The organism is Acidaminococcus sp., assembly GCF_057597765.1.
Window position 1 is genome coordinate 1 of sequence record NZ_DBMBXK010000002.1, and the last position, 24,596, is coordinate 24,596.

At 56.4% G+C, this 24,596-nt stretch carries 26 protein-coding genes, 1 rRNA gene and 1 pseudogene; 11 read left to right on the forward strand and 17 right to left on the reverse strand.

Annotated features, from left to right (window positions below):
* The 3 genes from ACZOF8_RS01170 to ACZOF8_RS01180 all read right to left on the reverse strand — a co-directional run.
* Positions 1-73 (reverse strand): 16S ribosomal RNA (locus ACZOF8_RS01170); the annotation flags it as partial.
* A gap of 312 nt (positions 74-385) precedes the next feature.
* Positions 386-1,906, reverse strand: coding sequence for a hypothetical protein (locus ACZOF8_RS01175; protein WP_487426478.1), 1,521 nt, complete (start codon positions 1,904-1,906; stop codon positions 386-388).
* An 11-nt stretch (positions 1,907-1,917) separates the two neighbouring features.
* A complete protein-coding gene (locus tag ACZOF8_RS01180) occupies positions 1,918-2,793 on the reverse strand; it encodes a DUF2971 domain-containing protein (RefSeq protein ID WP_487426479.1) in 876 nt (291 codons plus the stop codon).
* A 191-nt stretch (positions 2,794-2,984) separates the two neighbouring features.
* Between ACZOF8_RS01180 and ACZOF8_RS01185 the strand changes: the two genes are divergently transcribed.
* Positions 2,985-3,689: a LytR/AlgR family response regulator transcription factor gene (locus ACZOF8_RS01185; protein WP_481143657.1), complete on the forward strand. Its 705-nt coding sequence runs from the start codon at positions 2,985-2,987 to the stop codon at positions 3,687-3,689.
* Between the two features lie 46 nt (positions 3,690-3,735).
* On the opposite strand, the gene ACZOF8_RS01190 is transcribed toward ACZOF8_RS01185, so the two are convergent.
* Genes ACZOF8_RS01190 through ACZOF8_RS01200 form a run of 3 tightly spaced genes read right to left on the reverse strand, consistent with a single transcriptional unit; the run spans position 3,736 to position 6,766 of the window.
* The gene (locus ACZOF8_RS01190) at positions 3,736-5,136 is read right to left on the reverse strand and encodes an NAD(P)/FAD-dependent oxidoreductase (RefSeq protein WP_022487305.1); all 1,401 of its coding nucleotides are present in this window, start codon (positions 5,134-5,136) and stop codon (positions 3,736-3,738) included.
* Positions 5,133-6,089, reverse strand: coding sequence for a serine hydrolase (locus tag ACZOF8_RS01195; RefSeq protein WP_487426480.1), 957 nt, complete (start codon positions 6,087-6,089; stop codon positions 5,133-5,135). The genes ACZOF8_RS01190 and ACZOF8_RS01195 overlap by 4 nt, the downstream gene beginning before the upstream one ends.
* Positions 6,086-6,766, reverse strand: a complete 681-nt coding sequence (locus ACZOF8_RS01200) for a M48 family metallopeptidase (RefSeq protein ID WP_487426481.1) — start codon at positions 6,764-6,766, stop codon at positions 6,086-6,088. Before ACZOF8_RS01200 ends, ACZOF8_RS01195 begins: the two co-directional genes overlap by 4 nt.
* 84 nt (positions 6,767-6,850) lie before the next feature.
* Between ACZOF8_RS01200 and ACZOF8_RS01205 the strand changes: the two genes are divergently transcribed.
* Both ACZOF8_RS01205 and ACZOF8_RS01210 read left to right on the forward strand, forming a co-directional pair.
* The gene (locus ACZOF8_RS01205) at positions 6,851-8,149 is read left to right on the forward strand and encodes an HlyC/CorC family transporter (protein WP_022487308.1); all 1,299 of its coding nucleotides are present in this window, start codon (positions 6,851-6,853) and stop codon (positions 8,147-8,149) included.
* Positions 8,150-8,169: 20 nt separating this feature from the next.
* Positions 8,170-8,700 (forward strand): cysteine hydrolase family protein, encoded by a 531-nt coding sequence (locus ACZOF8_RS01210; RefSeq protein ID WP_303226169.1) that lies wholly within the window; start codon positions 8,170-8,172, stop codon positions 8,698-8,700.
* A 44-nt stretch (positions 8,701-8,744) separates the two neighbouring features.
* Here ACZOF8_RS01210 and ACZOF8_RS01215 read toward each other — a convergent pair whose 3' ends face one another.
* Both ACZOF8_RS01215 and map read right to left on the reverse strand, forming a co-directional pair.
* A complete protein-coding gene (locus ACZOF8_RS01215) occupies positions 8,745-9,260 on the reverse strand; it encodes a nitroreductase family protein (protein ID WP_487426482.1) in 516 nt (171 codons plus the stop codon).
* A 29-nt stretch (positions 9,261-9,289) separates the two neighbouring features.
* Positions 9,290-10,108, reverse strand: a complete 819-nt coding sequence (gene map, locus ACZOF8_RS01220) for a type I methionyl aminopeptidase (RefSeq protein WP_022487311.1) — start codon at positions 10,106-10,108, stop codon at positions 9,290-9,292.
* Positions 10,109-10,337: 229 nt separating this feature from the next.
* Here map and ACZOF8_RS01225 point away from each other — a divergent pair, with 229 nt between their 5' ends.
* The 5 genes from ACZOF8_RS01225 to ACZOF8_RS01245 all read left to right on the forward strand — a co-directional run bounded on the left by ACZOF8_RS01225 (position 10,338) and on the right by ACZOF8_RS01245 (position 14,320).
* Positions 10,338-11,234 (forward strand): DUF368 domain-containing protein, encoded by an 897-nt coding sequence (locus ACZOF8_RS01225; protein WP_022487312.1) that lies wholly within the window; start codon positions 10,338-10,340, stop codon positions 11,232-11,234.
* 125 nt (positions 11,235-11,359) lie between these two features.
* Positions 11,360-11,572 (forward strand): FeoA family protein, encoded by a 213-nt coding sequence (locus ACZOF8_RS01230; protein ID WP_022487313.1) that lies wholly within the window; start codon positions 11,360-11,362, stop codon positions 11,570-11,572.
* 19 nt (positions 11,573-11,591) lie between these two features.
* The gene (locus ACZOF8_RS01235) at positions 11,592-11,819 is read left to right on the forward strand and encodes a FeoA family protein (protein WP_022487314.1); all 228 of its coding nucleotides are present in this window, start codon (positions 11,592-11,594) and stop codon (positions 11,817-11,819) included.
* 73 nt (positions 11,820-11,892) lie between these two features.
* Positions 11,893-14,058 carry a ferrous iron transport protein B gene (feoB, locus tag ACZOF8_RS01240; protein WP_022487315.1) on the forward strand — a complete coding sequence of 722 codons (2,166 nt, stop codon included), beginning with the start codon at positions 11,893-11,895 and terminating at the stop codon, positions 14,056-14,058.
* Positions 14,059-14,179: 121 nt separating this feature from the next.
* Complete coding sequence (locus ACZOF8_RS01245) at positions 14,180-14,320, forward strand: FeoB-associated Cys-rich membrane protein (protein ID WP_022487316.1); 141 nt, start codon at positions 14,180-14,182, stop codon at positions 14,318-14,320.
* 36 nt (positions 14,321-14,356) lie between these two features.
* On the opposite strand, the gene ACZOF8_RS01250 is transcribed toward ACZOF8_RS01245, so the two are convergent.
* The 6 genes and pseudogenes from ACZOF8_RS01250 to ACZOF8_RS01275 form a co-directional block, all read right to left on the reverse strand.
* A complete protein-coding gene (locus tag ACZOF8_RS01250; RefSeq protein ID WP_154488563.1) occupies positions 14,357-14,989 on the reverse strand; it encodes a flavodoxin in 633 nt (210 codons plus the stop codon).
* A gap of 82 nt (positions 14,990-15,071) precedes the next feature.
* Positions 15,072-16,412 (reverse strand): SGNH/GDSL hydrolase family protein, encoded by a 1,341-nt coding sequence (locus tag ACZOF8_RS01255; protein WP_487426483.1) that lies wholly within the window; start codon positions 16,410-16,412, stop codon positions 15,072-15,074.
* A 73-nt stretch (positions 16,413-16,485) separates the two neighbouring features.
* Positions 16,486-16,986, reverse strand: a complete 501-nt coding sequence (locus tag ACZOF8_RS01260) for a flavodoxin (protein WP_154488561.1) — start codon at positions 16,984-16,986, stop codon at positions 16,486-16,488.
* Positions 16,987-17,021: 35 nt separating this feature from the next.
* Entirely contained in the window at positions 17,022-17,249 is a 228-nt protein-coding gene (locus ACZOF8_RS01265) for a hypothetical protein (protein WP_022487320.1), read from the reverse strand.
* Between the two features lie 4 nt (positions 17,250-17,253).
* Positions 17,254-17,589, reverse strand: a pseudogene (locus ACZOF8_RS01270) (carboxymuconolactone decarboxylase family protein); the annotation flags it as partial.
* 107 nt (positions 17,590-17,696) lie between these two features.
* Positions 17,697-18,116, reverse strand: a complete 420-nt coding sequence (locus ACZOF8_RS01275) for a cupin domain-containing protein (RefSeq protein WP_022487322.1) — start codon at positions 18,114-18,116, stop codon at positions 17,697-17,699.
* A gap of 112 nt (positions 18,117-18,228) precedes the next feature.
* Here ACZOF8_RS01275 and ACZOF8_RS01280 point away from each other — a divergent pair, with 112 nt between their 5' ends.
* From ACZOF8_RS01280 to ACZOF8_RS01290, 3 genes are all read left to right on the forward strand, one after another.
* A complete protein-coding gene (locus ACZOF8_RS01280; protein WP_154488560.1) occupies positions 18,229-19,125 on the forward strand; it encodes a LysR family transcriptional regulator in 897 nt (298 codons plus the stop codon).
* A gap of 138 nt (positions 19,126-19,263) precedes the next feature.
* Complete coding sequence (locus ACZOF8_RS01285; protein ID WP_317423449.1) at positions 19,264-21,171, forward strand: acyl-CoA dehydrogenase family protein; 1,908 nt, start codon at positions 19,264-19,266, stop codon at positions 21,169-21,171.
* A 16-nt stretch (positions 21,172-21,187) separates the two neighbouring features.
* Positions 21,188-22,399, forward strand: coding sequence for an FprA family A-type flavoprotein (locus ACZOF8_RS01290; protein WP_154488558.1), 1,212 nt, complete (start codon positions 21,188-21,190; stop codon positions 22,397-22,399).
* Positions 22,400-22,435: 36 nt separating this feature from the next.
* Here ACZOF8_RS01290 and tsaD read toward each other — a convergent pair whose 3' ends face one another.
* From tsaD to tsaB, 3 genes are read right to left on the reverse strand one after another with little or no spacing between them, the layout of a single operon-like run.
* Complete coding sequence (tsaD, locus tag ACZOF8_RS01295; RefSeq protein WP_154488557.1) at positions 22,436-23,455, reverse strand: tRNA (adenosine(37)-N6)-threonylcarbamoyltransferase complex transferase subunit TsaD; 1,020 nt, start codon at positions 23,453-23,455, stop codon at positions 22,436-22,438.
* 12 nt (positions 23,456-23,467) lie between these two features.
* Positions 23,468-23,923 (reverse strand): ribosomal protein S18-alanine N-acetyltransferase, encoded by a 456-nt coding sequence (gene rimI, locus ACZOF8_RS01300; protein WP_022487327.1) that lies wholly within the window; start codon positions 23,921-23,923, stop codon positions 23,468-23,470.
* Positions 23,893-24,594: a tRNA (adenosine(37)-N6)-threonylcarbamoyltransferase complex dimerization subunit type 1 TsaB gene (tsaB, locus tag ACZOF8_RS01305; protein WP_302575224.1), complete on the reverse strand. Its 702-nt coding sequence runs from the start codon at positions 24,592-24,594 to the stop codon at positions 23,893-23,895. The genes rimI and tsaB overlap by 31 nt, the downstream gene beginning before the upstream one ends.
* Positions 24,595-24,596 lie beyond the last annotated feature (2 nt).

Below are 24,596 nucleotides of genomic sequence, written 5' to 3' on the forward strand. Positions count from 1 at the left end.
TTCTCCGTTCGACTTGCATGTGTTAAGCACGCCGCCAGCGTTCGTCCTGAGCCAGGATCAAACTCTCCAAAATAGAGTATTTTGAAGAGCCTCATGGCTCTTGAAAAACTAGCTTTGATTTTTTAACCTGGTTGTCATCCAGGTGACTTGATCTCATCACTAAAAGTGACTTGACCCGCACATCTGTCAACAATATTCAGTTCTCAAAGTTCGTCTCGCTGTCTCAGCGACAGCTTCTATATAGTACCAGACTTTCGTTCCTTTGTCAACAACTTTTTTCTTTCAGTGTTTCAGTTGAAACATTTCGTTGCTGCAGAATCGATTGTCTGTTGCTTTCTCAAGGAGAAAGCTTGTATAGTATAGCAAAGATTGGAAAGGCTGTCAACTATTTTAACAGCCTTTCCGCTTTTTCCTTTACGTCCTGGTTTTTCTCCCGGACCAGGAGCTGTTCCACACCTTCCCGGATGGGATCACTGAGGGTGTATCCCAGGTCTTTCCACTGGTTGAGGATTTCCAAGGCGGTGTTCCGGTTCATCAGGGCCGGAGATTTCAGAGCGGTTTGGAAAAGCTTTTCTCCGGTGCCCGGGAAGCCGTACAGCTGGCTGAGGATCCGGTTCAGGTCCATGTACACCCCGTCCAGCTGTTCCTGGAGGGACACTTCCCCTTCCTGGCACTGCCCAAAGACTTCTTCGAACCCGGGAATCAGGTCTTCATACAGTTCCATCACATGATGGTCGTGGTGGCTGTCCCCGGTAAGGGCATAGGGCAGCAGGTCCACATGGTCCAGTGGGGCCTGGAGCACCAGTTCCACCGCCTGCTGGGCATAGGGCAGATCCAGGGTCCGGGCCAGGTCGAACCCTTCCCCTTTTTTCATGGCCTGCTGGACGGTCTGGGCGCAGGCAAAGGACAGGAGCAGCTTGCCGCAGGCCTGTTTCACCGTTTCCCCGGCTTTGCCTTCCAGTTTGTTGGTGGCATACTGGAGGATCCGGAGGATCACCTGGTAGTCTTCCAGTTCTTTTTCCTGTTCCCCACAGTGCCGGAGGAATTCCGTAAGCAGTTTCACCGGCTGGGCCATCTCTGAAATCCCGGGTACCGGTTCATCCACCAGCAGGGCATCCACCAGGGCTTCAGCCCCTTCAAAGGCTTTGGCGGTGAGGGTGGGCCGTTCCAGCACTCCCAAAAGATCCACATGGTCCGCCAGGAGCCGGGCGGTGTATTCCGGGTTCACATCGTTGTCCCAGCCTTCTTCCAGCATCCACTGGCGGATCTGGGCAGTCCGGGGATCCAGATGTTCCAGGGCGGCGATCCGGCCCCAGCCGTATACCTGCCGGGCGGTGCGGAAGATTTCTTCCTGGCCGTCGGTCCACTGGAGAAAATTCCGGACGCAGAACAGGGTAAATTCGTTGCACCGGGCCAGGAGCCGGATGTCTTCCGCCACATCTTCCTCTTCCTGGAGGTCGAAGAATTCCAGCAGGGACAGGGCGAATTTAACGATTTCCGGCTGATCCGCCTCCTGGAGCAACCGGTGGGCAAACCAGATAAGGGGTTCCGGGTCCAGGGCTTCCCGCTGAGCATCCACCGCCTGTTGGAGGGGCAGCACAAAGGCATTCATCAGATGGTCTTCTTCCTCTCCAAAGAAGGCTTTCAGCCCCTGGACAGCCTGGTCATATGCTCCGGCCAGGATCTGCCCAAGGATTTCCTGGAGTTCCGGGCTTTCTTCTTCCCCCTTGTCCAGCCCGGTAAGGTTCCCTTCCATGAAGCCGTCACTGTAATAAAACCCCTGGGCCGGGCCTTCCGGTTCCATGGCCTGGCGGAGGGAAAACTCCCGGGGCAGGCGGCCCCGTTCATCCAGGGCATCATACAGCCGCTGGAGGATGGAAGGTTGGGTAAAATCAAAATTCTGCATAGGTTCTCCTTTTATCGATAGGAACTTTTGGATACCCGGATCCGGACGTTCCGGTCGTCATAACCGTTGGCAGCCAGGAACATCTTCAGGATATCCGGATGGTCTTTCATGTCATTTTTCGGGCCCAGGACCACTTCCCGGACGGCACTTTTGGCAAAGGGCATTTCCGTATAAGGCACCAGCCGGCTGGCTTCCGGACGGAAATGGATCTGCCGGTAGGCTTTCCGGTTCCCGGCGGCCATGTTCCCCTCTTCGTCCTTCAGCAGCACCGGCAGCCACAGGGCCCGGAGTTCTTTTTCCGAGGCAAAGCTGGCGTCCTTGCAGTAGTACCGGAGGGAAGAAAAGGCCGCATCGTCGGCAATGGCCCGGCGGATCTCCCGTTCGTTCAGGTGTTTTCCCCGGTTCAGACGCATGCGGATCCAGTTCCTGGCCAGGGGCAGGAAGTGTTCTGCATACCCTTCTTTCATATAGATGACTTTTTTCAGGTAGTACTTGTTGGCGAAGTCCGCATTGAGGTGGACGGTGGAACAGTCGAAATCCATTTCCCGGGAAGAAAAGCCGATGGCAAAACCCTGGCCGTCGTCCGCATAGGACCGCCACTGGGGCAGGATGTCCCCGGCCTCGGAAAAACAGCCCAGGTAGATGAAGCAGGCGGAATGGTGATAATACAGATCCTGGGCAGTGTCCAGCTGATCCCGCCGGACTTCCCCCTCTTCCGCCAGGTCCTCCAGGGCCTGTTCGAAAATGGGATCCAGCATCCTGTTTTCCCATGCGTCGTTGGTAAAAGAGGCTTCCGTCAGCCAGAGGCACTGGTTGCGCAGAATATTGAAGAATCCGCTGGTGGAGCAATAGTGGTAAATCATCTGATCTTCCTGACAGGTGGACATGGTGCGCCTTCTTTCTTCCAGGTTCCCTTTCCGGGGTGGTCTGGAGTATTCCACCAGTTATTATACCGTACCCGTCAAAAAAATGCTCGGGGAATCCATGAAATAAAATAATTTTCTGCTTTTTTAGAACATTCGTGTTATACTGTACAAGTGTCTACTTTTTTACAATTTTCAAGAACGGAGGCCCCATCATGTTCCACATTGCCATTTGTGACAGTAATCCCCAAATTCTCACCCAGCTCACTGACAACATTCTCAAACTGCCCAATCCATCCGATGTCCTGAGCATCCATACCTTTTTGGGGGAGCAGGCGCTGCTCCGGGACTGCCGCCAGGGGTGCTGCTACAACCTGGTGCTGTTGGGCCCCTTCCAGCAGGACCACCGGAATCTGGCCCTGGCCCGGGAAATCCGTTCTTTTGATCCCCAGATGCCCATTTCCCTGATTTCCAACAGTTTCCAGGATTCTCTGGCCGGGTATGAGGTGCCCCTGTACCGGTGCTACCCCCACCCCTTTCCTTCCCGGATTCTCCACCGGGACCTGCAGGAACTGATCCGGAAACGCCGGAACAGCTGCTATACCTTTGTTTTTTCCAACTGGCAGGGACTCCACCGGTTCCCCCTGAAGGACGTGATCTATTTCAAGGCCCTGGGGTCCCGGATCCAGGTGGTGACCGCCCTGGGAAACTATGAGTACCGGGAGACCCTGGGCGGGCTGGAAAAGCAGCTGGGCCGGTTCAATTTCATGCGGATCCACCGGAGCTATGTGCTTAATCTCCAGTGGGTGCGGAATGTGTGGGGCCGTGAAGTGACCCTGCTGAACGGCAGCGTCCTGCCCCTGTCCAAGCACCGGTCTCGGGAGCTGCGTGAGAGTTTGAAGAGGCAGAATATAGAATAAGGGGGTGCTGCTGCGCAGCACCCCGTCAATGGTCAATAGTCAATTGTCAATGGCCTGAGGAACCCTTCATTCTCTCCCCGATGATCCGGGCCACGTAGACGCCGCTGGCGCTGGCCTGGCTCAGGCCCCGGGTGATGCCGGCCCCGTCCCCGATGGCGAAGAAGTTGGGCAGTTTGGTTTCCAGCTGGTCATCCAGTTCCAGCCGGGCGCTGTAGAACTTCACTTCCACCCCGTAGAGCAGGGTGTCGTCGTTGGCGGTACCCGGCGCCACTTTGTCCAGGGCATAGATCATTTCAATGATGTTGTCCAGATGGCGTTTGGGCAGCACCAGGCTCAGATCCCCGGGCACCGCATTGAGGGTGGGCCGGAGGAAGCTCTGGCTCAGCCGGTGGGCGTTGGTCCGCCGGCCTTTGATCAGGTCCCCGAACCGCTGGACCAGCACCCCGCCTCCCAGCATGTTGGACAGGGAAGCGATGTGTTTGCCATACCGGTGGGGTTCCTTGAAAGGTTCCGTGAACCGGTTGCTCACCAGGAGGGCAAAATTGGTGTTGCCGCTGTTCTTTTTGGGGTCGCTGAAGCTGTGGCCGTTAACGGTGACGATGCCGTCGGTGTTTTCCGCCACCACATAGCCGTTGGGGTTCATGCAGAAGGTCCGTACCCGGTCCCCGTACCCTTTGGTCCGGTACACCAGCTTGGCTTCGTACACTTCGTCGGTAATGTGCTGGAACACAGCGGCCGGTACTTCCACCCGGACCCCCACGTCCACCTGGTTGTTGGTCAGTTCCAGCCCCAGCTTTTCGCACTGGCCGGAGAACCATTCCGCACCGGCCCGGCCGGGAGCCCCGATGAGATAGGTGCACCGGATGGTGTCCGGGCTGTCCTTGAGCACCACCTCATAGCCCTCTTCACAGGGATGGAAGGTGTCCACCTGGGTGTCGCACTGGATCTGGATTCCGTGATCCAGCAGGAACCGGTAGATGCTGGCCATCAGTTTCCGGTTGTTGTCGGTACCCAGATGCCGCACTTTGGCGTTCAGCAGGTGCAGGTCATGGCCCAGGGCCAGCCGTCCGATTTTGCAGTTCTTGGTGGAATACACTTCTCCGGGTGCCCCGTGCTTCAGGTTGATTTCATCCACGTAGTCGATGAGATCCATCACAGTCTTTTTGGGGATGTAATCACTGAGCCAGCCTCCGAATTCAGTGGTGAAATTGTACTTGCCGTCGGAAAAAGCCCCGGCGCCCCCGAATCCCCGCATAATGCTGCAGGGGGTGCAGCGGACGCATTTTTCCACTTTCCCGGCGATAATGGGACAGCTGCGGAAATCAATGGCATGGCCTTCTTCCAGGATCAGCACCTGGGCCTTGGGGTATTTCAGGACAAATTCATAAGCGGCGTAAATGGAGGCAGGACCCCCGCCAATAATTGCTACATCGACTTTTTTCATCATTTTTTGAACACCTCTTTGTCGTTGACTGTATTGAAGATAATGGAGGAAAGCTGATTGATGGTCTTGCGGCTCTCTTCCGGACGGACGGCCTTGTCCATCATGACCACCAGCACGTATTTTTCCTTGGCATAGACGATCCCTGCGGCGCCCAGCTGCTGATTCTGGTCGGACTGAACCCCGGCGATCTTCACCTTTTTGGGCAGCAGGGCTCCCAGGAGGTTCCGGTCCGGCTGTTTCCGGAGCAGTTCCATCAGGTAAGCATCCTGCTTCTGGGAAACCGCCTTCCCCTGGTACAGCCGGGTGAGCAGATTCACTGTATCGTTGACAGAGGTGTAGCTGAGCCGGCGTTTTTCCCCGGGAGCCAGGGTATCCTGACTGTTTTCTCCCTGGGGCAGCTGGGTGGTGCCGATTTCCGTATCCGCATACCCCTCTTTGGACAGCCACTGGTTCATGTCTTCCCGGCCGGCAATCCAGATCAGCTTGTACAGGGCGGTGGTATCATTCTGGAGCACCATGTCTTCCAGCAGGTTCCGGACGGTGACCCGGCTGCCCGCAGGGACTTTCCCCAGTACCGGGCTGGCCGGCTTCCGGTCTTTTTCCCGGATGGTGTACACTTCGTCCAGGGACAGGTCCCCGTCTTCCACCTGCCGGAGGACCCCGGCGGCCACATAAAGCCGGGCCAGATCCCCGGCGGGCATTTTACCGGAATAGTTGTAGAATACATCGTCGTTTTCCAGGGAATGGTAGTACACGGAACAGGCGGCACCACTCTGGGCGATCACGTTGTTCAGATAGTCATAGGGCAGCTTGGTGTCCTGGGAATGGACCGTCTGGGCATTCTGTGCCTGCTGCTGTTCCAGATATTTGGGACTCCGGTGGAGAAGGGTCAGAGAGACCGTTCCCACCACAACCAGGGCAATGAAACAAAGGATGATTTTTTTGTTGATGCTCATAATGTACTCATGACCTTTCTGTGGACCTTCAGCCAGTTTTCCCGTTCCCGGTAATCGGGCAGCACCTGGGCCACCGCCTGCCAGAAGGCTTTGTTGTGGGACATATTCCGGATGTGGCACAGTTCATGGACCACCACATAAGCTATGACTTCCCGGGGGCAGAATACCAGGGGCCAGGAAAACCCGATTTCCCCCTTCCAGTTGCAGTACCCCCATCTTTTTTTGGCCCGGCTGCATTTGACCACCGGCAGCCTGAGACCCATCTGGGAGGCATACCGGGTCACCAGTTCCCCAAGCACCGGACGCAGCTGGCCGATCAGGAACCGGGCCAGGTTCTCCCGTGTCTCCTGGTCCCCCATCTCCAAAAGGCCTTCTTCTTTCCGGTAAGAGAACCCGGTTCCGGGCCGGAGCCGGAGGGTGCAGGGCCGGCCGAAGAGCAGGAAAGTTTCCCCGTCCTGAAGGCGCAGAGTGTGATGCTCTTCCCGTTCCCGGCGGACCCTGGCCTGGGCCCCGGTGATCCATTTTTCTTTTTTTGCCACAACCCGGAGCAGTTCCTGAGAGGAGATCCCGTAAGGGACCCGCAGCACCAGAGTACCGTCCTCCACCACCTCGAAGCCGATGCTCCGGCGGAAGGATTGGATGATCCGGGCATTTTTCAGTAAAGATTCAGCAACCATAGCTTTCCTATTATAGCATAGAACATTGACCACTGTCATACTTTCTCCTATAATATCAGTATTATACGGAGGAAGTGTAATACTATGGATGATCTGCAAATACCCACATCAGCCCTGACGCTGATCCTGATTGTGTTTATATCCCTGTCCGCCTTTTTTTCCGCTTCAGAGACGGCTCTTACCGGGTCCAACAAGCTGCGGCTGAAGAACCAGGCCAAAAGCGGCAGCAAAAAGGCCCGGAAAGCTCTTCGGCTGCTGGACCATTTTGACGACGCCCTGTCCACTATCCTGATCGGGAACAACGTGGTGAACATTGCCACCGCTTCCCTGGCGGCGGCGGTTTCCACGGCGGCCTTCGGTCCTTCCGGTCTGGCCCTGGCCACGGTGTTCACCACCATTGTGATCCTGATTTTCGGGGAAATCATCCCCAAAAGCGTGGCCAGCGATGCCCCGGAAAAATACGCCATGGACTGCTCCGGCCTGCTCAGTGTGCTGGTGGTGCTGTTCGCTCCTTTGAATTTCCTGTTCCGGATCATGAAGAACCTTTTCAACCGGTGCCTGCGGAAAAAAGTGTCCCACCGGTTCGCCACGGAAGATGAACTGCTTCTGATGGTGGACGAAGTGGAACACGGGGGCGGCATCAACAAGCAGGACAGCCTGCTGATCAAAAGCGCCATCGAATTCAGCGACATCCGGGTCCGGGAAATCATGACGCCCCGGGTGGACATGGTGGCCATGGATATTTCGGAAGGCAGCGAAGAAGCCCTGAAGCTGTTTGGCAGCCACGGTTTTTCCCGTCTGCCGGTATTCAAGGATGACTACAGCGAGATTGTGGGGATCCTCCACGCCAAGGATTTCCTGGCAGCCTATCTCCAGGACCCCCACTGCAGCCTGCAGAAGCTGATCAAGAAGGCAGCCCTGGTCCACCAGTCCACCAAGATTTCCCGAGTGCTGAAGACCCTCCAGGAGGCCAAGGTGGAAATGGCCATGGTGATGGACAGCTACGGCACCGTCCGGGGGCTGGTGACCACGGAAGACATTGTGGAGGAACTGGTGGGCGAAATCTGGGACGAGCACGACAAGGCGGTTTCTTCCTTCCGGAAACTGGGGAAGAACCGGTACCTGGTTTCCTGCTCCTCCAATTCCCAGAACGCCAACCTGTTCGACCTGTTCAAGTATCTGGATCTGGATATCGATGATTACGGCCTGGAGAACAATTCCATCAGCGGCTGGGTGGTGGATACCCTGGAGACCATTCCCAAAAAGGGCGATACCTTCGACTGCCGGAACCTCCACGTGACGGTGACCCAGGCCAATGAGCACCGGGTCCAGGAGATCATCGTGGAAGTGCGGCCGGTGAAGAAGGATAAAAGTGAAGAGTGAATGAAAAGGATGTGGTTGGTATGGAAAACCGTTTTTTGATCGTGGTGGATATGCAGAATGACTTTGTGGGCGGGAGCCTGGGGTCGGAAGCGGCCCAGGCCATTACCCCGGCGGTGCTGAAGAAGGTGGCCCATTTCCCCGGGAAGGTGATTTTCACCCAGGATACCCACGGGGAGGATTACCTGGAGACCCAGGAAGGAAAACGGCTGCCGGTGAAGCACTGCATCAAGGGGACCCCGGGCTGGAAACTGATCCCGGCCCTGGAAAAACTCCAGCAGGAACATCACTGGCCGGTGATCCAGAAGCCCTCCTTCGGTTCGGTGAAACTGGCGGAAGACCTGAAGGAACTGAACCGGAAGCAGCCCATCCAGAGCATCGAGCTCATTGGCCTGTGCACGGACATCTGCGTAGTGAGCAACGCCCTGCTGCTGAAGGCGGCCCTGCCGGAAGTGGAGATCCGGGTGGACAGCCAATGCTGTGCAGGAGTAACGGAAGAAAGCCATCAGGCGGCCCTCGCCACCATGAGGAGCTGTCAGGTGGTGGTGGAATAAAAAAAAGAAATGGGGCTGTTGCACATACGCAACAGCCCCGTTTTTTACAGCACCTTCACCAATTCCTCGTTGCTTCTCCGTTCCGTGTGGAGATGGGCGGCGTGGACTCCTTCTGCGGCGTAGCCCATGGGCATGAGCAGCAGGGGTACTTCGTTCAGTTCCAGGCCGAAGGCATCGGCGGTCTGGGTCACCGGGAAGTAGTTCACCCAGCAGGATCCGATGCCCTGTTCCCAGGCTTCCAGCATCATATGGGTGGCCACAATGCTGGCGTCCTGTTCCCCGCCACGGATGCTGTGTTCAAAGGGGTTCACCCATTCCTCGTCCTTCCGGACGGTGACCATGAGCACCACCGGTGCATTGAAGGCGCACCGGGTCAGTCCCCGGATCTTTTCCAGGGCTTCTGGGCTCTGGAGCACGTACACCCGGTAGGGCTGATAGTTGTGGCCGGTGGGCGCGATCCGTCCCGCTTCCAGGATGGCGTCCATTTTTTCTTTTTCGATGGGTTTATCACTGAATTTCCGTACAGAATATCTGGCTTTGGCCAGGTCCATGAAGGTCATTTTCTTTCATCCTTTCGTTTTTTGATGGCTTACCAGCTCAGCACTTCCGGTTCCCCTTCTGTGATCAGGAGGGTGTGTTCCCACTGGGCGCTGTCTTTGCCGTCAGCGGTGTGGACGGTCCAGCCGTTCAGTTCGTCGATCCACAGTTCCGGCGTGCCGGCGTTGATCATGGGTTCGATGGTGATCACCATGCCCGGCACCAGCAGCATACCGGTTTTCCGTTTCCCCACATGGGACACAAAGGGATCTTCGTGCATTTCCAGTCCCACACCATGGCCGCCGAATTCCCGGACCACGCTGCATCCGTGTTTCTGGGCAAAGCTCTGGATGGCCGCCCCGATGTCCCCCAGGGTGTTCTTCCAGCCTACGGCGTTTTCCATGCCCCGCTTCAGGCATTCTTTGGTAATGCCCACCAGGTTCTTCCGTTCCGCCGGCACCCGGCCCAGCATGAACATCCGGGAGGCATCCCCCACATAACCGTCGAAAATGGTGGTGGCGTCCACGTTCACAATGTCCCCGCTTTTCAGCACCTGGTTGGGATCCGGGATCCCGTGGCAGATCACGTCGTTGACGGAGGTGCACACGGATTTGGGGAAACCTTCGTAGTTCAGGCAGGCGGGAATGGCGTGGAGCTTCACCGTGGTATCATACACAATGGTGTTGATGTCGTCGGTGGTCATCCCCACTTTGATGTTTTTTTCCACCGCATCCAGCACTTCTGAATTCACCTTTCCGGCTTTCCGGATCCCTTCGATCTGTTCCGGAGTCTTGATCATGTCCATCCGGGGCACTTCATAGCCTTTGGCGGCATATTCCATCAGTTTCAGTTTCAGTTCGCTTCTGTCCAACCTGCATCCTCCTTTGCGCGGAAAAGAGATTTCCCTGCGCTATTCTATTTTCTTCCAAAATACGATATAATAGAGTCTCATTGTCCGGACCGGCTAAACAGTCAGTCCGATGAATCATTATAACACAAATCTTGCCGATTTTTTTCCTGTTTGTTTCGGAATTGTTTAACCCCATTGCTTATAATAAGGAAAAGACAGAGGGGCCTGGCCCCAGAAAGGATGAACTACTATGGATCTGTTCCTGAACATGGTCCGGGGCTTCTGCATGGCCCTGGCCGACAGCGTCCCCGGGGTATCCGGCGGTACCATCGCCTTTGTACTGGGTTTCTATGATGAATTCATCAGTTCCCTGTATGTACTCACCCACGGCAGCCGGGAGCTGAAGCGGGAGGGCATCCGGTTCCTGGCCAAGCTGGGCATGGGCTGGTTCATCGGCATGGGATCTTCGGTGCTGGTGATTGCCAGTCTGTTCACCAGCCGGATCTATGAGCTCAGTTCCCTGTTCCTGGGCTTCTCCATTTTCTCCCTGCCCCTCATTATCAAGGAAGAAAAGGAATGCCTCCGGCGTACCAGCAGGATCATCTACATGATCCTGGGGATCGTGCTGGTACTGGTGATTGCTGCAGTGAACCCCACCGGTGGCCAGGGTACCAATGTGGAAATCGCCCATCTGACGCCCTTTTTGGGCGGATACATTTTCGTCTGTGCCATGATCGCCATCTGTGCCATGGTGCTGCCGGGGATTTCCGGATCCACCATGCTGCTTATTTTCGGGCTGTATGTGCCCATCATCAGCGCCATCAAGGAATTCCTCCACATGAACCTGTCCTATTTCCCGGTGCTGTGCATCTTCGGATTTGGGGTGCTGGCCGGGATCGTAGGGATCATCAAGCTGGTGAAGAACGCCCTGGACAACCACCGGGCCGCCATGGTGTACTTCATCCTTGGGCTGATGGTCGGATCCCTGTACGCCATTGCCCAGGGCCCCACCACCCTGAAAGTGCCCCAGCCTGCCATGACCTGGGAAACTTTCCACATTTTCTGGTTCCTCATGGGCGGCGTGTTCCTGGCAGCCCTCAATGGATTGAAGGCGTTTACGGAAAAGAAACTGAAGCCGGAGGAATAAAAAAGGGCTGTTGCATGAGCAACAGCCCTTTTTTGCTATTTTTGTTGACTCTTTCGTTAGTGTATGCTAACATATCACGTATGAAGATTAGGTTTCATAAATAAATTGTGAAAAGAGGTAGCATCATGCCTTTGACATTTGCCGACGCTGGCAGGGACCTGACCGTCCTGCGGGTAGGCGGTTCCCCCAAGGTCCGTACCCACCTGGAAAACCTGGGCATCACCCAGGGTGCGGTGATCTCCATTGTCCAGCATACCCCCAGCGGGCTGATCCTGAACATCCGGGAATCCCGGGTGGCCATCAGTATGGAAATGGCCGCCAAAATCACAGTACAGTAACAGCAGGAGGAACATCAGAATGACAACTCTGAAAGACGCCTTGACAGGCAAAGATTACGAAGTGGTAAAACTCCATGGCACCGGAGCCATCAAGCGCCGGATCATGGATATGGGCATCACCAAAGGGACTCCGGTGCACATCCGGAAGGTGGCGCCTCTGGGAGATCCGGTGGAACTCAACGTGCGGGGCTATGAACTGTCCCTGCGAAAAGCCGATGCGGAAATGGTGGAAGTGAAAGAACTGTAATTTTTTATCTTTTTATTAGCTTTTTCTAACTGATTTTAAAATTAGTAATAGATGGGAAAGAAGGTCACGATTTATGGAATTCAAGATTGCCCTTGCCGGGAACCCCAATACCGGCAAGACCACCCTGTTCAACGCCCTGACGGGTTCCAATCAGTTCGTCGGGAACTGGCCCGGGGTTACCGTTGAGAAAAAAGAAGGAAAACTCATGGGCCATCCGGATGTGATCATCCAGGACCTGCCCGGCATTTATTCCCTCTCCCCCTACACCCTGGAAGAAGTGGTTTCCCGGACCTATCTGGTCAAGGAACGGCCGGATGCCATCCTAAACATTGTGGACGGGACCAACCTGGAACGGAACCTGTATCTCAGCACCCAGCTGGCTGAACTGGGGATCCCCATGGTGATGGCCGTAAACATGATGGACATGGTCCGGAAAAACGGGGACATCATCAATATCGACAAGCTGTCCCAGAAAATGGGCTGTCAGGTGATCGAAATCTCCGCCCGTACCGGGGAAGGGATCAAGGAAGCCGCAGACCTGGCCGCCAAGGTGGCCAAACACCAGCAGGTGATGGTGGCCAGACATTCCTTCGACGGCCCTGTGGAACACGCCCTGGCCCACATTGAAGAAGCCACCCAGGGAATGCTCCCGGCCCATCAGGAACGGTGGTATGGCATCAAACTGTTCGAACGGGATGAAAAAGTCCAAGAAGCCTTGAAGCTGCCCCAGTCCGTCATCGACCACATCGACGGGGACATTGAAGCGGTGGAACAGGAAATGGACGACGATGCGGAAAGCATCATCACCAACGAACGGTACAAATACATCAGCTCCATTATCCATGAATGCAACATCAAAAAGAGCAAAGGCAAACTGACCACCTCCGATAAAATCGACAAGATCGTCACCAACCGGTGGCTGGCCCTCCCTATTTTTGCCGCCATTATGTTCCTGGTCTATTACGTATCGGTGACCACCATCGGGACGGATGCTACGGACTGGGTCAATGACACCCTGTTTGGAGACATGATCATCCCGGCTGCCCATGATCTGATGGAAAGCCTGGAAGTGGCTGACTGGCTGGACGGGCTGATCGTGGACGGAATCATTTCCGGGGTGGGCGCCGTGCTGGGCTTTGTGCCCCAGATGGTGGTGCTGTTCATCTTCCTGGCCTTTTTGGAAGCCTGCGGCTATATGGCCCGTATCGCTTTCATCCTGGACCGGGCTTTCCGGAAGTTCGGCCTGTCCGGGAAATCCTTCATCCCCATGCTGATCGGCTCCGGCTGCGGCGTGCCCGGGATCATGGCTTCCCGTACCATTGAAAACGAATCCGACCGGCGGATGACCATCATGACCACCACCATGATCCCCTGCTCCGCCAAGATGCCCATTATCGCCCTGATCGCCGGGGCTTACTTCCACGGAGAATGGTGGGTGGCTCCTTCCGCTTACTTTGTGGGGATCTTCTCCATCATCCTTTCCGGGATCATCCTGAAAAAGACCAAACTGTTTGCCGGTGATCCGGCTCCCTTCGTTATGGAACTGCCCCCCTACCACATGCCCACCCTGGGGAACATCGGCCGCAGCGTCTGGGAACGGAGCTCCTCCTTCATCAAGAAGGCCGGCACTGTGATCCTGCTGTCCACCATCCTGGTGTGGTTCCTGTCCAGCTTTGGCTGGGACGACGGTGCCTTCACCATGCTGGAGGAAGATGCCCTGAACGAAAGTATCCTGGCCTTCATTGGTTCCAAAGTGGCCTGGATCTTCGCTCCCCTGGGCTGGGGTGACTGGAAAGCTGCTGTGGCTGCCTTCACCGGGCTGATTGCCAAGGAAAACCTGGTAGGGACCTTCGGGATCCTGTACGGGCTGGCAGATGCCGCAGAAGACGGCCAGGAATTCTGGGGCACCTTTGCCCAGGACTTCTCGGTGCTCAGCGCCTACTCCTTCCTGGTGTTCAACCTGCTGTGCGCTCCCTGTGTGGCTGCCATGGGCGCCATCAAACGGGAAATGAACAACGGCCGCTGGACCCTGATCGCCATCGGCTACCAGTGCGGTTTCGCCTACTGCATGGCCCTGATGTTCTATCAGTTCGGCAGCTTCGTTTCCACCGGCACCTTCACCCTGGGTACGGCAGCCGCCTGTGTGGTACTGGCCATCATGGTCTACCTGCTGTGCCGTCCGGCTCCCAAGTACAACGGAGAAATCCAGATCAAAGATGCGGCGGATGTAACGGAATAAGGTATAATGGGGGTGTGGGGATTCCACACCCCCGTTTTGTCAACAGTCAGCTGTCAACGGTCAGCGACCGAAGGAAGGCAGATGCAAAGCGTCTGCCAATGCATAAAAGGAGAAATGACCTATGGGTACATTTGTTGTGGGCCTGGTGCTCTTTCTCATCGTTGCGGCAGTGATCCGCAAGATGTACAAAGACCACAAGGCAGGGAAAAGTTGCTGCGGAGGAAACTGCGGAAGCTGTGGACTTTGCAGGGGGAAGAAATAAAAAACGGGGCTGTTGCATAAGCAACAGCCCCGTTTTTTATTTCACTCCCAAACTCTTCACCCAGTCCTTCACCTGGCTGTCCTGGATGGTGCCGGTAAAACAGCGTCCCTGGAGCCAGGTGCCTTTGCTGCCGGCCATTTCCTTCAGCTGGTCGGCGCTGCTGCCCAGGCCGGAACTGTAGGCGGTGGCAAAGGGGATCACCGCCTTGCCGGTAAAATCGTTGCTCTTTACGAAGGTATCCATGGGCCAGGCGGCAATGCCCCACCAGATGGGATAGCCCACGAATACGGTGTCATAGTCCTGCCAGTTGGCCGGTTTGGCGTTCTTCAGAGCCACGTTCCGCAGACTGGCGTCATCATGTTCCTTGTAGACCCGGGCGCTTTTGTTGTTGTAATCCAGATCTGCCGGCGTATAGGGCTTTTCCAGATCCAGCAGGTACAGATCCCCGCCGGTTTCCCCGGCAATGGTCTTGGCCACCTGTTCCGTCCGGTGGGTATTGGTGTAATAGACCACCAGCACCTTTTTGGCCTTGGCCGGGGCCTTTTCCGCAGCCGCCGTACCCGCTGCCTTGCCCCCGCCATTCTGGGCAGCCTGCTGTCCGCCGCAGGCCGTAACCGCCAGCAGAGACAGCGCCATGCAGACGATAGAGATTGCTTTTTTCCACTTCATATTGTTTTCCTCCTTACCTTCTCCACGTTATTTTTATTGTATACCGGCAGTCACTGCCATGAGAAGGAACGTTTTAGGATTCCTACACACCGAATCTTTTCATCCCCTCATTGATCACCTGAGCCGTTTCCTGTTTCATATTCCAGTCGCCGTGGATTCCGTCCAGGGCCAGTTCCGTAGGCAGGTCTCCCCCATTTTCAAAGGAGGCCGCCACGTCGATATGGTCCCGGTTGCGGATGTAGGCATTCACCTGGGCAAAGGACTGACGCCAATTGTCGGCGGTGGGTTCGTCAAAAGCTTTCTGGATGTTGGCGGGATTGATGGGCGGCAGGGTGAGATAGATGGGACGGATACCCAGGGCTTCCGCCTTCCGGCCGATCTCGTCCAGATCATGGATCACTTCTTCTGCCGGCACCCCTGCCCGGAGGCTGTTGGTGCCTCCCAGGATCAGCAGGTACTTCAGAGGGAAGGACCGCACATCCCGTTCGAACCGCTCCACCATCATGGCGCTGGTATCCCCGCTTTCCGAAAGGTTCACTGTAGGAAAGGCCAGATAATGGCTGTAGCTGTAGGCATAATCCACGGGACTGAAAGAAAGATGTCCTCCTCCGTGGGAAATGCTGTCACCGTAGATGCCCACCCGGATTTTCCGGGAAGGCAGGGTGGTGAACTTCTGGGGCAGGCTCCACTGGCCCACCGGATTCCCCTCCTTGTCCATGCCCCGGACCCGCCAGTAATAGGTCCCCAGCCGGGGTGCCTCGTCATACAGATCCGTAAGAGAGGTGACCTGGGCAAAGACCCGATACCGGGAAGGTGCGGTCCCTTCCGTATTCTCTGGCATCCGGTCCGTTACTTCCACTTCGTACTGGACTGCTCCCGGGTTCCCGGTATAGGCATAGACAGGATAAAGCAGCAGGGAGCCATTGGTATCCTCCATCCGGCTCCGAGGCACCGGGGCATTCCGTTCCACTTTCCGCAGGCTGCTCTCAACGGCCGCCGGCTGGGAATAGTTCCCCAGAGGCCGGCCATCCAGGTCAAAAGCCCGTACCCGGTAATACAGGACGCCGGTCGTCTGTTTCTTCCGTAGTTCCTCCAGAGGCAGCAGGGCCTGGGCGGAATAGACCCGGCTGTTCCGATATAAGGCATGGTCTGCTTCCCGGGCGGGATCCAGATTTAGAGGAATCCCGTCCAAAAGTTCCAGTTCATACCGGACAGCATCCAACTGTTCCGGCCAGGTGAGTAGGCCCAGATTCGCCCGGGACGCTTCCACCATTGCCTGGCGGTTCATCGCTGCCACAGGGGAAAGCCCTGCTGCCCGGCGCACCGTACAGGAACTGACCAGGATCACCGGAACGGCCGCCAGTGCCAGAAGACTCATGCCCAGGGCCTTTTTTTCCAGGCCGGGCAGTATTTTTCTTTCCATGATGCTTTCCCCTTTCACAGCTTTACTCTGTTTGCTTTACATCCAGCGGCGCAGACCGCGGCCAATGGGATGCTTACTTCCATCCCTGTACTTTCCGGATCCACTCTTCCACTTTGTCCTGGCTGGTCACCTGACGGCTGCCGCCGGTGGAATCGAACTGGATGGTCAGTTCCGGACCGAAAGAAGCCCCTTTACAGGCTTTTTCCATATCCTTCAGGGCATGGCCGGGCCAGCCTCCGTGGGTGGCAAAAAAGGTCGCTTTCTTCCCGGTGAAATCCTGGCTTTCCAGGAAGGTCTTCATGGCCGGAGCCATGGTATACCACCAGGTAGGGGTGCCCACCGCCACCGTGTCGTAGTCCTTCAGGTGGAAATACAGAGGGGCCAGTTCCGGCTTGTACCCTTTGGCGATATCCTTTTCCGATTCCCAGACTACTTCATCGTAGCTTTGATTCTTGTAGGCACTCAGGGTATCGATCCTGGCAAGATCGGCCCCGGTTGCCTTCTGCAGTTCTTCCGCAATCTTTTTCGTATTCCCGTTGGACCAGGAATAATAGACAATCAGCATCTTGGACATATTTTTCCCGCTTTCCTTTATTCTTCTCCCTGCTGTCATTTTTCCATATGGTACAGCAGATAATCCACATTGGTGAGTTTCTCCTGCTCCCGGTGGAGCTTGGCCAGGATTTCCTTCCGGTACTGGCGGAGACACCGGCACTGGCACCGGTCATTCTTTTCCTGGAGGATCTTCCGGATGGTCTCTTCCGGACAGCCTGCCGCCTGGAGCTCTGCCTGGCTCAGTGCCGTCTTTTTGAGGCTTTCCGCCTCCTTCTCATTCATTTCCGTATACCTCTTTGGCATACCGGAACGCCGCCCAGGCTTTGGGCCAGCCGGCGTAGAACCCCAGCTGGGTGATGGCCTGGACCATTTCTTCCCGGGTCACCCCGTTCTTTTTGGCGGTGGCCATGTGATACTGGAGGGAGCTGTCCGTCAGCCCCTGGGCGATAAGAGCCGTCACCGTCACCAGGCTCCGGTCGTGGAGGCTCAATTTATCGTTGGCGCTCCACACTTCTCCAAAAAGGATGTCATCATTGTACCGGGCAAAATCCGGGGCAAAACTCCCCAGCTGATCCCGTCCTGCAGTCTGTACCACCTTGACCGGTTCTTTTTTCTGTTCCATGGCCAAAACCTCCCCTGTCTGCAATCCAATTCCGCTTATCGTCACAACCGCCAGAATCCCTGCTGTCATGTGCCAAAACCATTGTTTCCGTTCCATGGGGCCTCCTTTTATTTCAGTTTCCCGTATTCTTCTGGATCCACCCCTTCACACCATTCATTGCTGGTGCCTTCTCCGGGCACTTCCAGGGCAAGGTGCTGGAAGGCGGAATCCGGGGCCGCCCCGTGCCAGTGCTTCACTTCCGGAGGGATGTTCACCACGTCTCCGGCTTTCAGCTCCCGGGCAGGTTTCCCCCATTCCTGGTAATAGCCCCGGCCGGCGGTGACGATGAGGATCTGTCCCCCTCCTTTGGCTGCATGGTGGATGTGCCAGTGGTTCCGGCAGCCCGGTTCAAAGGTCACCACAGCAGTGGGCACCTGTTCCAGGGTCAGCATATTCAGATAACTCTTTCCATCAAAATATTGGGCATAGCCCGTATTTTCTTCCCCCAGGGCAAAGGGGCTCATTTTTTCCAGTTCTTCCAGATCCATAGGTTGATCTCTCCTTTCCTGTTCTTCCTGTATTGTATTCCAAACTCTTTAAGATGTATAATACTTATAGCAACTACTTACAAATGCGTTTTTTCTATTGCAGGAGGGAACCATGGAAATCCGTACCCTGAAATATTTTCTGGCGGTGGCCCGGGAACAGAACATGACCGAAGCCGCCAATGTGCTGTTCGTCACCCAGCCCACCCTGTCCCGGCAGATGGCGGACCTGGAAAAGGAACTGGGCAAAAAGCTCTTTGTCCGGACCAACCGGAGCACTACCCTGACGGAAGAAGGGATGCACCTGCGCCAGCGGGCAGAAGAGATCCTGGCCCTGGTGGACCAGACCAAAGAAGAGATCCGGGAAGACGACATGGACCTTTCCGGCTGCATCCGGATCGGTGCCGGAGAAACCCGGGCCATGCATTGGATCACCGACACTTTCGGGGAACTCCATCAGGAATATCCCAGTCTCACCATCGAACTGTTCACCAACAACGCGGACGGGGTCCAGGAACGGCTGGAACACGGGCTGCTGGATTTTGGTCTGTTCATCGAACCCTTCAACCCGGAAAAATACAACTTTCTCCATCTCCCGGAACCGGACCGGGTGGGCATCGTCACCAGTCTCCACAGTCCCTGGGCCCATCTGGAAAAAGTGACCCCCAAAGATCTCCTGGCCATGCCCCTTCTCATTTCCTCCCGGACCACCCAGAAGACCTTTGATTTTTCCCGCTGGTCCGGCGGTCAGGTGACCCTGGATAATCTCCAGGTGGCAGGCCGTTTCGACCTGATCGGCAACGCATCCCTGCTGGTCCGTACCGGTCAGATCAATGCTCTGGGTCTGGACAATCTGCTCCAAATCGAAACCCAGGGGCTGAAATTCATCCCTCTGGATCCGCCCCTATCCGCCGGCAGTCTGGTGGCCTGGAAGAAGTTCCGTCTCCTGTCCCGGTCCAGCCAGGTGTTCCTGGACCGGTTAAAGCAGAAACTTTCTGATTTTTCCCATTGACAAACGTATATGAAAAGTGTACCATTGAATCATATAAAGATAGAATTATTATTAAAATAATTTTATTTTTAAATTGGTATGTTGTGACTAACTGAAGGTTCTGACAAACTGATTTTCCAAGACAGAGGAGGTACGCGTATGTTATTCACCACCACACAGGAACATGAAGAATTCCGCGCCAAAGTACGGGGGTTTGCGGAAACCAAGATCAAACCCATTGCGTTCATGCTGGACAAGGAAAACAAGTTCCCTGATGAACAGGTCAAAGAAATGGGCGAACTGGGATGGATGGGCATCCCCTTCCCCAAAGAATATGGCGGTGCCGGGCTGGACTACATCAGCTACGCCATTGCCGTGGAAGAACTGGCCCGGGTGGACGGAGGCGCCGGTGTTATCCTGTCCGCCCATGTGTCCCTGGGCTCCTATCCCATCTTCGCCTTCGGCACCGAAGAACAGAAACGGAAATACCTGGTGCCCCTGGCTTCCGGAAAAAAAATCGGGGCTTTCGGCCTGACGGAACCCAACGCCGGTTCTGACGCCGGGGAAACGGAAACCACCGCGGAATTCGATGGTACCCACTGGATCCTCAACGGGAACAAGATTTTCATCACCAACGCAGGGAAAGCCGATACCTATGTGGTGTTTGCCGTCACTGAACCGGGGAAAGGCACTCGGGGCATCAGCGCCTTCATCGTGGAAAAAGGCATGCCGGGCTTCACCTTCGGTGACCATTATGACAAACTGGGGATCCGTTCTTCTGCCACGGCGGAACTGATCTTCAACAATGTGAAGCTGCCCAAGGAAAATCTGCTGGGCAAACGGGGCCAGGGCTTCAAGATTGCCATGGCTACCCTGGACGGCGGCCGGATCGGGATCGCGGCCCAGGCCCTGGGAATCGCCCAGGGTGCCTATGAAGCGGCTTTGAACTACTCCAAGGAACGGATCCAGTTCAATGCTCCCATCTGCCAGAACCAGGGTGTTTCCTTCAAGCTGGCGGATATGGCCACCAAACTCCGGGCTGCCCGGTTCCTGGTATACAGCGCTGCGGAACTGAAGCAGGAACACCAGGATTACGGCATGGAAAGCGCCATGGCCAAGATGTACGCTTCCGATGCGGCAGTCTCCATCACCAACGATGCCCTCCAGATCTTCGGCGGCACCGGTTACCTGAAAGGCATGGATGTGGAACGTTTCTACCGGGATGCCAAGATTACCACCATCTACGAAGGCACCAACGAAATCCAGCGGGTGGTCATTGCCTCCCACATTACGGATAAGATGTCCGTGGCCAAGCATGGGGGCGCTCCCAAGCAGAATGCAGCCATTACCGGGGCCCGGAAGAAACAGATCTTCAAGGACGGCACCCCGGAAGAACAGGTGGCTGCCCTGGTGGAAGCCCTGAAGAACGACGGCTATGACTTTACCGTGGGCATCCCTCTGGATACTCCCATCTCCGATGCGGAACGGGTGGTCAGCGCCGGCAAGGGCATCGGGGAAAAGGCCAACATGAAGCTGATCGAAGAACTGGCCCGCCAGGCCGGGGCTGCGGTAGGTTCCTCCCGTCCTGTGGCGGAAACCCTCCAGTATGTACCCATTGACCGGTATGTGGGCATGAGCGGCCAGAAGTTCAACGGCAACCTGTACATTGCCTGCGGCATCTCCGGTGCAGTCCAGCACCTGAAGGGCATCAAGAACGCTACCACCATTGTGGCCATCAACATCAACGCCGGGGCCCCCATCTTCAAGAACTGCGACTACGGCATCGTAGGGGACGTGAAGGTGATCCTGCCGCTTCTGGCCAAGGCCCTGAACAACGGCCAGCCCAAGAAACCCGCTCCTCCCATGGTCAAGATGAAGAGACCTCTGATCCTGAAAGACATGCCGGAAGGCCGCTATGTCTGCAAGGGCTGCGGTTATGAATACAACCCGGATCTGGGCGACCCGGATGCGGATGTGAAGCCGGGAACCAAGTTCCAGGATCTGCCGGAAGACTGGGTATGCCCGCTGTGCAACTCCGCCAAGACTGAATTCGTACCCGTAAAGTGAGAAAAGGAGCATAACTATGGAATGTGTAAGAAAATTAACCAATGACTTATACTGGGTAGGGGCGGATGACCGCCGGCTGGCACTGTTTGAAAACATCCATCCCATTCCCCGGGGCGTTTCCTACAACTCCTATCTGCTGCTGGACGAAAAGACCGTGCTGTTCGACACTGCGGACTGGTCCGTATGCAAGCAGTTCCTGGAAAACGTGGAAGGGGTCCTGAAAGGCCGGAAACTGGACTACCTGATCATCAACCATGTGGAACCGGACCATGCGGCTTCCATCGAAGAAGTGCTGCTCCGGCACCCGGAAACCACGGTGATCAGCAATGAACAGGCCTTCACCCTGATGGACCAGTTCGGCTACCGGGTGGAAGGGGAAAAACAGATCGTGGTGAAAGAGGGCGACACCCAGAAGTTCGGGAAGCACACCATCGCTTTTGTGGCCGCTCCCATGGTCCACTGGCCGGAAGCCATGGTCTCCTTCGACCTGACCACCGGTACCCTGTTCTCCGCCGATGCCTTCGGTTCCTTCGGAGCCCTGGGCGGCCGGATCTTCAACGACGAAGTGAACTTCGACCGGGACTGGCTGGATGATGCCCGCCGGTACTACACCAACATCGTAGGGAAATACGGACCCTTCGTCATGGACCTTCTGGGCAAGGCCAGCCAGCTGGACATCAAGATGATCTGCCCTCTCCACGGGCCGGTATGGCGGAACAACATCAAATACATCGTAGACAAGTACATCCATTGGGCCACCTATGAACCGGAAGAAAAAGGTGTGCTCCTGGTCTATGCCTCCATGTACGGCAACACCGAAAGCACTGCTTCCGTACTGGCGGCCAAGCTGGCGGAAAAGGGCATGACCAACATCCATATGTACGATGTGTCCAAAACGGACATTTCCTACCTGATCTCCGATGCCTTCAAATACAGCCATCTGGTGCTGGCTTCCGTCACCTACAACCTGGGAATCTATCCCAAGATGCTGAACTTCCTGGAAGACATGAAGGCCCTGAACCTGCAGAAACGGATCGTGGGGATCATCGAAAACGGATCCTGGGCCTGCACCGTAGGCGGTCTCATGACGGAATTCCTGGAAAACAACATGAAGGCCATGACCGTCCTCCAGGACGGGGTGACCATCAACTCCCGGATGACCGGAGGCCAGGAACGGAGCATGAACGATCTGGTGGATGCCATTTTGAATTCCATGAAAGAAGCGTGAAAAAAGGGGCTGTTGCTTATGCAACAGCCCCTTTTTTTATTCCCCCAGCTTCAAACTGGGATCTGCGTTCAGGTCCAGGTTGGCGAAGTCCTGGTTCAGATACTGGTAGTAGCCCCGTACGCCGATCATCACCGCGTTGTCGGTGCAGAGTATGGGGGTGGGATGGACCAGTTCTGCTCCCGCTTCCCGGGCCCCCTGGGCCAGGGCTTCCTGGAGGCATTTGTTGGCGGACACCCCGCCGGCCAAGACAATCTTTTTCAGGCCTGTGGCCTGGATGGCTTCCTGGCTTTTCTTCACCAGCACGTCCACAATGGCCTGCTGGAAGGAGGCCGCCACATCTTCCCGGCGGAAGCCGCTTTTCCGCTGTTCTTCCGTATGGATGTGGTTGATCACGGCGCTTTTCAGGCCGCTGAAGCTGAAATCATAGCAGCCGGGCAGCAAAGGCCGGGGAAAATCCACCGCTGCCGGATTCCCGTTCCGGGCCAGCCGTTCGATTTCCGGGCCTCCCGGATAGGGCAGCCCCATGAACCGGGCGATTTTGTCAAAGGCCTCCCCTGCCGCATCGTCCCGGGTCTGGCCCAGGAGCCGGAAGGTGTTGTAATCTTCCACCACCAGAAGGGAGGTATGTCCCCCGCTGACCACCAGGGCCAGGAAGGGAGGCTTCAGATCCGGATCCGCCAGGAAATTGGCGAATACATGGCCTTCCAGATGGTTCACCCCGATGAGAGGCTTCCCGCTGCCCAGGGCCAGCCCCTTGGCGGCAGAAAGGCCCACCAGCAGGGCGCCCACCAGCCCCGGTCCGTAGGTCACGGCAATGGCGTCCACGTCCTGGAGGGTCATTTTGGCGTCGGTAAGGGCCTTGTGGATCACCGGCATCACATGTTCGATATGTTTCCGGGAAGCGATTTCCGGCACCACGCCCCCGAACTTCCGGTGGACCAGGATCTGGGTGGATACCACATTGGACAATACCTCCCGTCCGTTCCGGATCACCGCTGCCGCCGTTTCGTCACAGCTGCTTTCGATTCCCAATATATTGATTGCTTTTTCCGTCATAATCTCCTCGATTTACAGGTCCCGGCGCATAAGCACCGCCGCTTCCCCGTTGTCTCCATAATACCCCGGCCGCCGGCCGCATTCGGTAAAGCCCAGATGGTCATAGGTCCGCCGGGCCGGGGTGTTCCCTTCCCGGACTTCCAGGGTCATTTCCACCGCTTCCAGACGGAGGGCTTCCGCCACCATGGCTTCCACCAGGGCCAGCCCCAGTTTTTCTCCCCGGCGCCGGGGATCCACCGCCAGGCGCATGACTTGGGCTTCTCCCGCCACCAGCCAGAAGCCCCCGAAAGCCACCGGCACTCCTCCTTCTTCCAGGGCGATGTAATGGCTCAGCCGGCCTTCCAGTTCGTCCCCCCAGGTTTCTTCTGTCCAGGGTTCTCCGAAGGATCCTGCGTCCAGAGGCAGCAGCCAGGGCAGATCTTCCCGGGTCAGAGGTCTTACCGTCCTTCCGGATGTCTCTTTTCCCATAGTTCCTCCGCTTCCGACCGGCGAATGTAGAAAGGATCCATACCGAAATAGCTGTGGATGTCCCCTTCCGGCACATATTGGGCCGCACCCAGGATGGCCACGGAAGACCCTCTGGGCAGCCGGGCGCTTTCCGGGGCCAGGGTCACCCGGTCACAGGCTTCCGTCCCGGGCACCCGGTGGCATTCTCCCATAAGGATGGCCGGCTCCGAGCCCTCCTGGAGCTGGGCGGCCAGTTCTTTGGCAGGTGCAATCCGCACCGGTTCCATTTCTTCCAAATGGTCCCCGTTCCACCGGTAGCTGCCCACATACAGATTCCCCTTCTGGGCATCCAGCACCGGAGTCAACCGGACTCCAGCCACCGGCAGGTTATAGGCAATGGCTGCCAGGGTATCCACCGCCACCAGAGGCCGTTCCAGGGCGTAGGCCATGGCTTCTGCAGTGGCCATACCGATCCGCAGACCGGTGAAAGAACCCGGGCCCCGGCTTACCGCCAAAAGGTCCAGATCCTCTTTTTTCACCCGGGCCATGGCCAGCAGGGTTTCCAGCTGGGGCACCAGACCTTCAGAATGGGTAAGCCCCACATTCACATCCAGGCTCCCCAGGATTTTCTTTCCGTCACAGACGGCCACGGAACACACCCGGGTCGCCGTATCAATTCCCAATGTCAGCACGA

Coding starts and splice junctions, on each gene's coding strand:
- ACZOF8_RS01235 (WP_022487314.1), top strand. CDS start 11,592: ATGACAACTCTGAAAGACGCCTTGACAGGCAAAGATTACGAAGTGGTA.
- ACZOF8_RS01245 (WP_022487316.1), top strand. CDS start 14,180: ATGGGTACATTTGTTGTGGGCCTGGTGCTCTTTCTCATCGTTGCGGCA.
- ACZOF8_RS01280 (WP_154488560.1), top strand. CDS start 18,229: ATGGAAATCCGTACCCTGAAATATTTTCTGGCGGTGGCCCGGGAACAG.
- ACZOF8_RS01260 (WP_154488561.1), bottom strand. CDS start 16,986: ATGTCCAAGATGCTGATTGTCTATTATTCCTGGTCCAACGGGAATACG.
- ACZOF8_RS01205 (WP_022487308.1), top strand. CDS start 6,851: ATGGATGATCTGCAAATACCCACATCAGCCCTGACGCTGATCCTGATT.
- ACZOF8_RS01210 (WP_303226169.1), top strand. CDS start 8,170: ATGGAAAACCGTTTTTTGATCGTGGTGGATATGCAGAATGACTTTGTG.
- ACZOF8_RS01285 (WP_317423449.1), top strand. CDS start 19,264: ATGTTATTCACCACCACACAGGAACATGAAGAATTCCGCGCCAAAGTA.
- ACZOF8_RS01200 (WP_487426481.1), bottom strand. CDS start 6,766: ATGGTTGCTGAATCTTTACTGAAAAATGCCCGGATCATCCAATCCTTC.
- ACZOF8_RS01195 (WP_487426480.1), bottom strand. CDS start 6,089: ATGAGCATCAACAAAAAAATCATCCTTTGTTTCATTGCCCTGGTTGTG.
- ACZOF8_RS01175 (WP_487426478.1), bottom strand. CDS start 1,906: ATGCAGAATTTTGATTTTACCCAACCTTCCATCCTCCAGCGGCTGTAT.
- feoB (WP_022487315.1), top strand. CDS start 11,893: ATGGAATTCAAGATTGCCCTTGCCGGGAACCCCAATACCGGCAAGACC.
- ACZOF8_RS01225 (WP_022487312.1), top strand. CDS start 10,338: ATGGATCTGTTCCTGAACATGGTCCGGGGCTTCTGCATGGCCCTGGCC.
- ACZOF8_RS01185 (WP_481143657.1), top strand. CDS start 2,985: ATGTTCCACATTGCCATTTGTGACAGTAATCCCCAAATTCTCACCCAG.
- tsaD (WP_154488557.1), bottom strand. CDS start 23,455: ATGACGGAAAAAGCAATCAATATATTGGGAATCGAAAGCAGCTGTGAC.
- ACZOF8_RS01290 (WP_154488558.1), top strand. CDS start 21,188: ATGGAATGTGTAAGAAAATTAACCAATGACTTATACTGGGTAGGGGCG.
- ACZOF8_RS01275 (WP_022487322.1), bottom strand. CDS start 18,116: ATGGATCTGGAAGAACTGGAAAAAATGAGCCCCTTTGCCCTGGGGGAA.
- ACZOF8_RS01255 (WP_487426483.1), bottom strand. CDS start 16,412: ATGGAAAGAAAAATACTGCCCGGCCTGGAAAAAAAGGCCCTGGGCATG.
- ACZOF8_RS01265 (WP_022487320.1), bottom strand. CDS start 17,249: ATGAATGAGAAGGAGGCGGAAAGCCTCAAAAAGACGGCACTGAGCCAG.
- ACZOF8_RS01230 (WP_022487313.1), top strand. CDS start 11,360: ATGCCTTTGACATTTGCCGACGCTGGCAGGGACCTGACCGTCCTGCGG.
- ACZOF8_RS01215 (WP_487426482.1), bottom strand. CDS start 9,260: ATGACCTTCATGGACCTGGCCAAAGCCAGATATTCTGTACGGAAATTC.
- ACZOF8_RS01250 (WP_154488563.1), bottom strand. CDS start 14,989: ATGAAGTGGAAAAAAGCAATCTCTATCGTCTGCATGGCGCTGTCTCTG.
- ACZOF8_RS01180 (WP_487426479.1), bottom strand. CDS start 2,793: ATGTCCACCTGTCAGGAAGATCAGATGATTTACCACTATTGCTCCACC.
- ACZOF8_RS01190 (WP_022487305.1), bottom strand. CDS start 5,136: ATGATGAAAAAAGTCGATGTAGCAATTATTGGCGGGGGTCCTGCCTCC.
- rimI (WP_022487327.1), bottom strand. CDS start 23,923: ATGGGAAAAGAGACATCCGGAAGGACGGTAAGACCTCTGACCCGGGAA.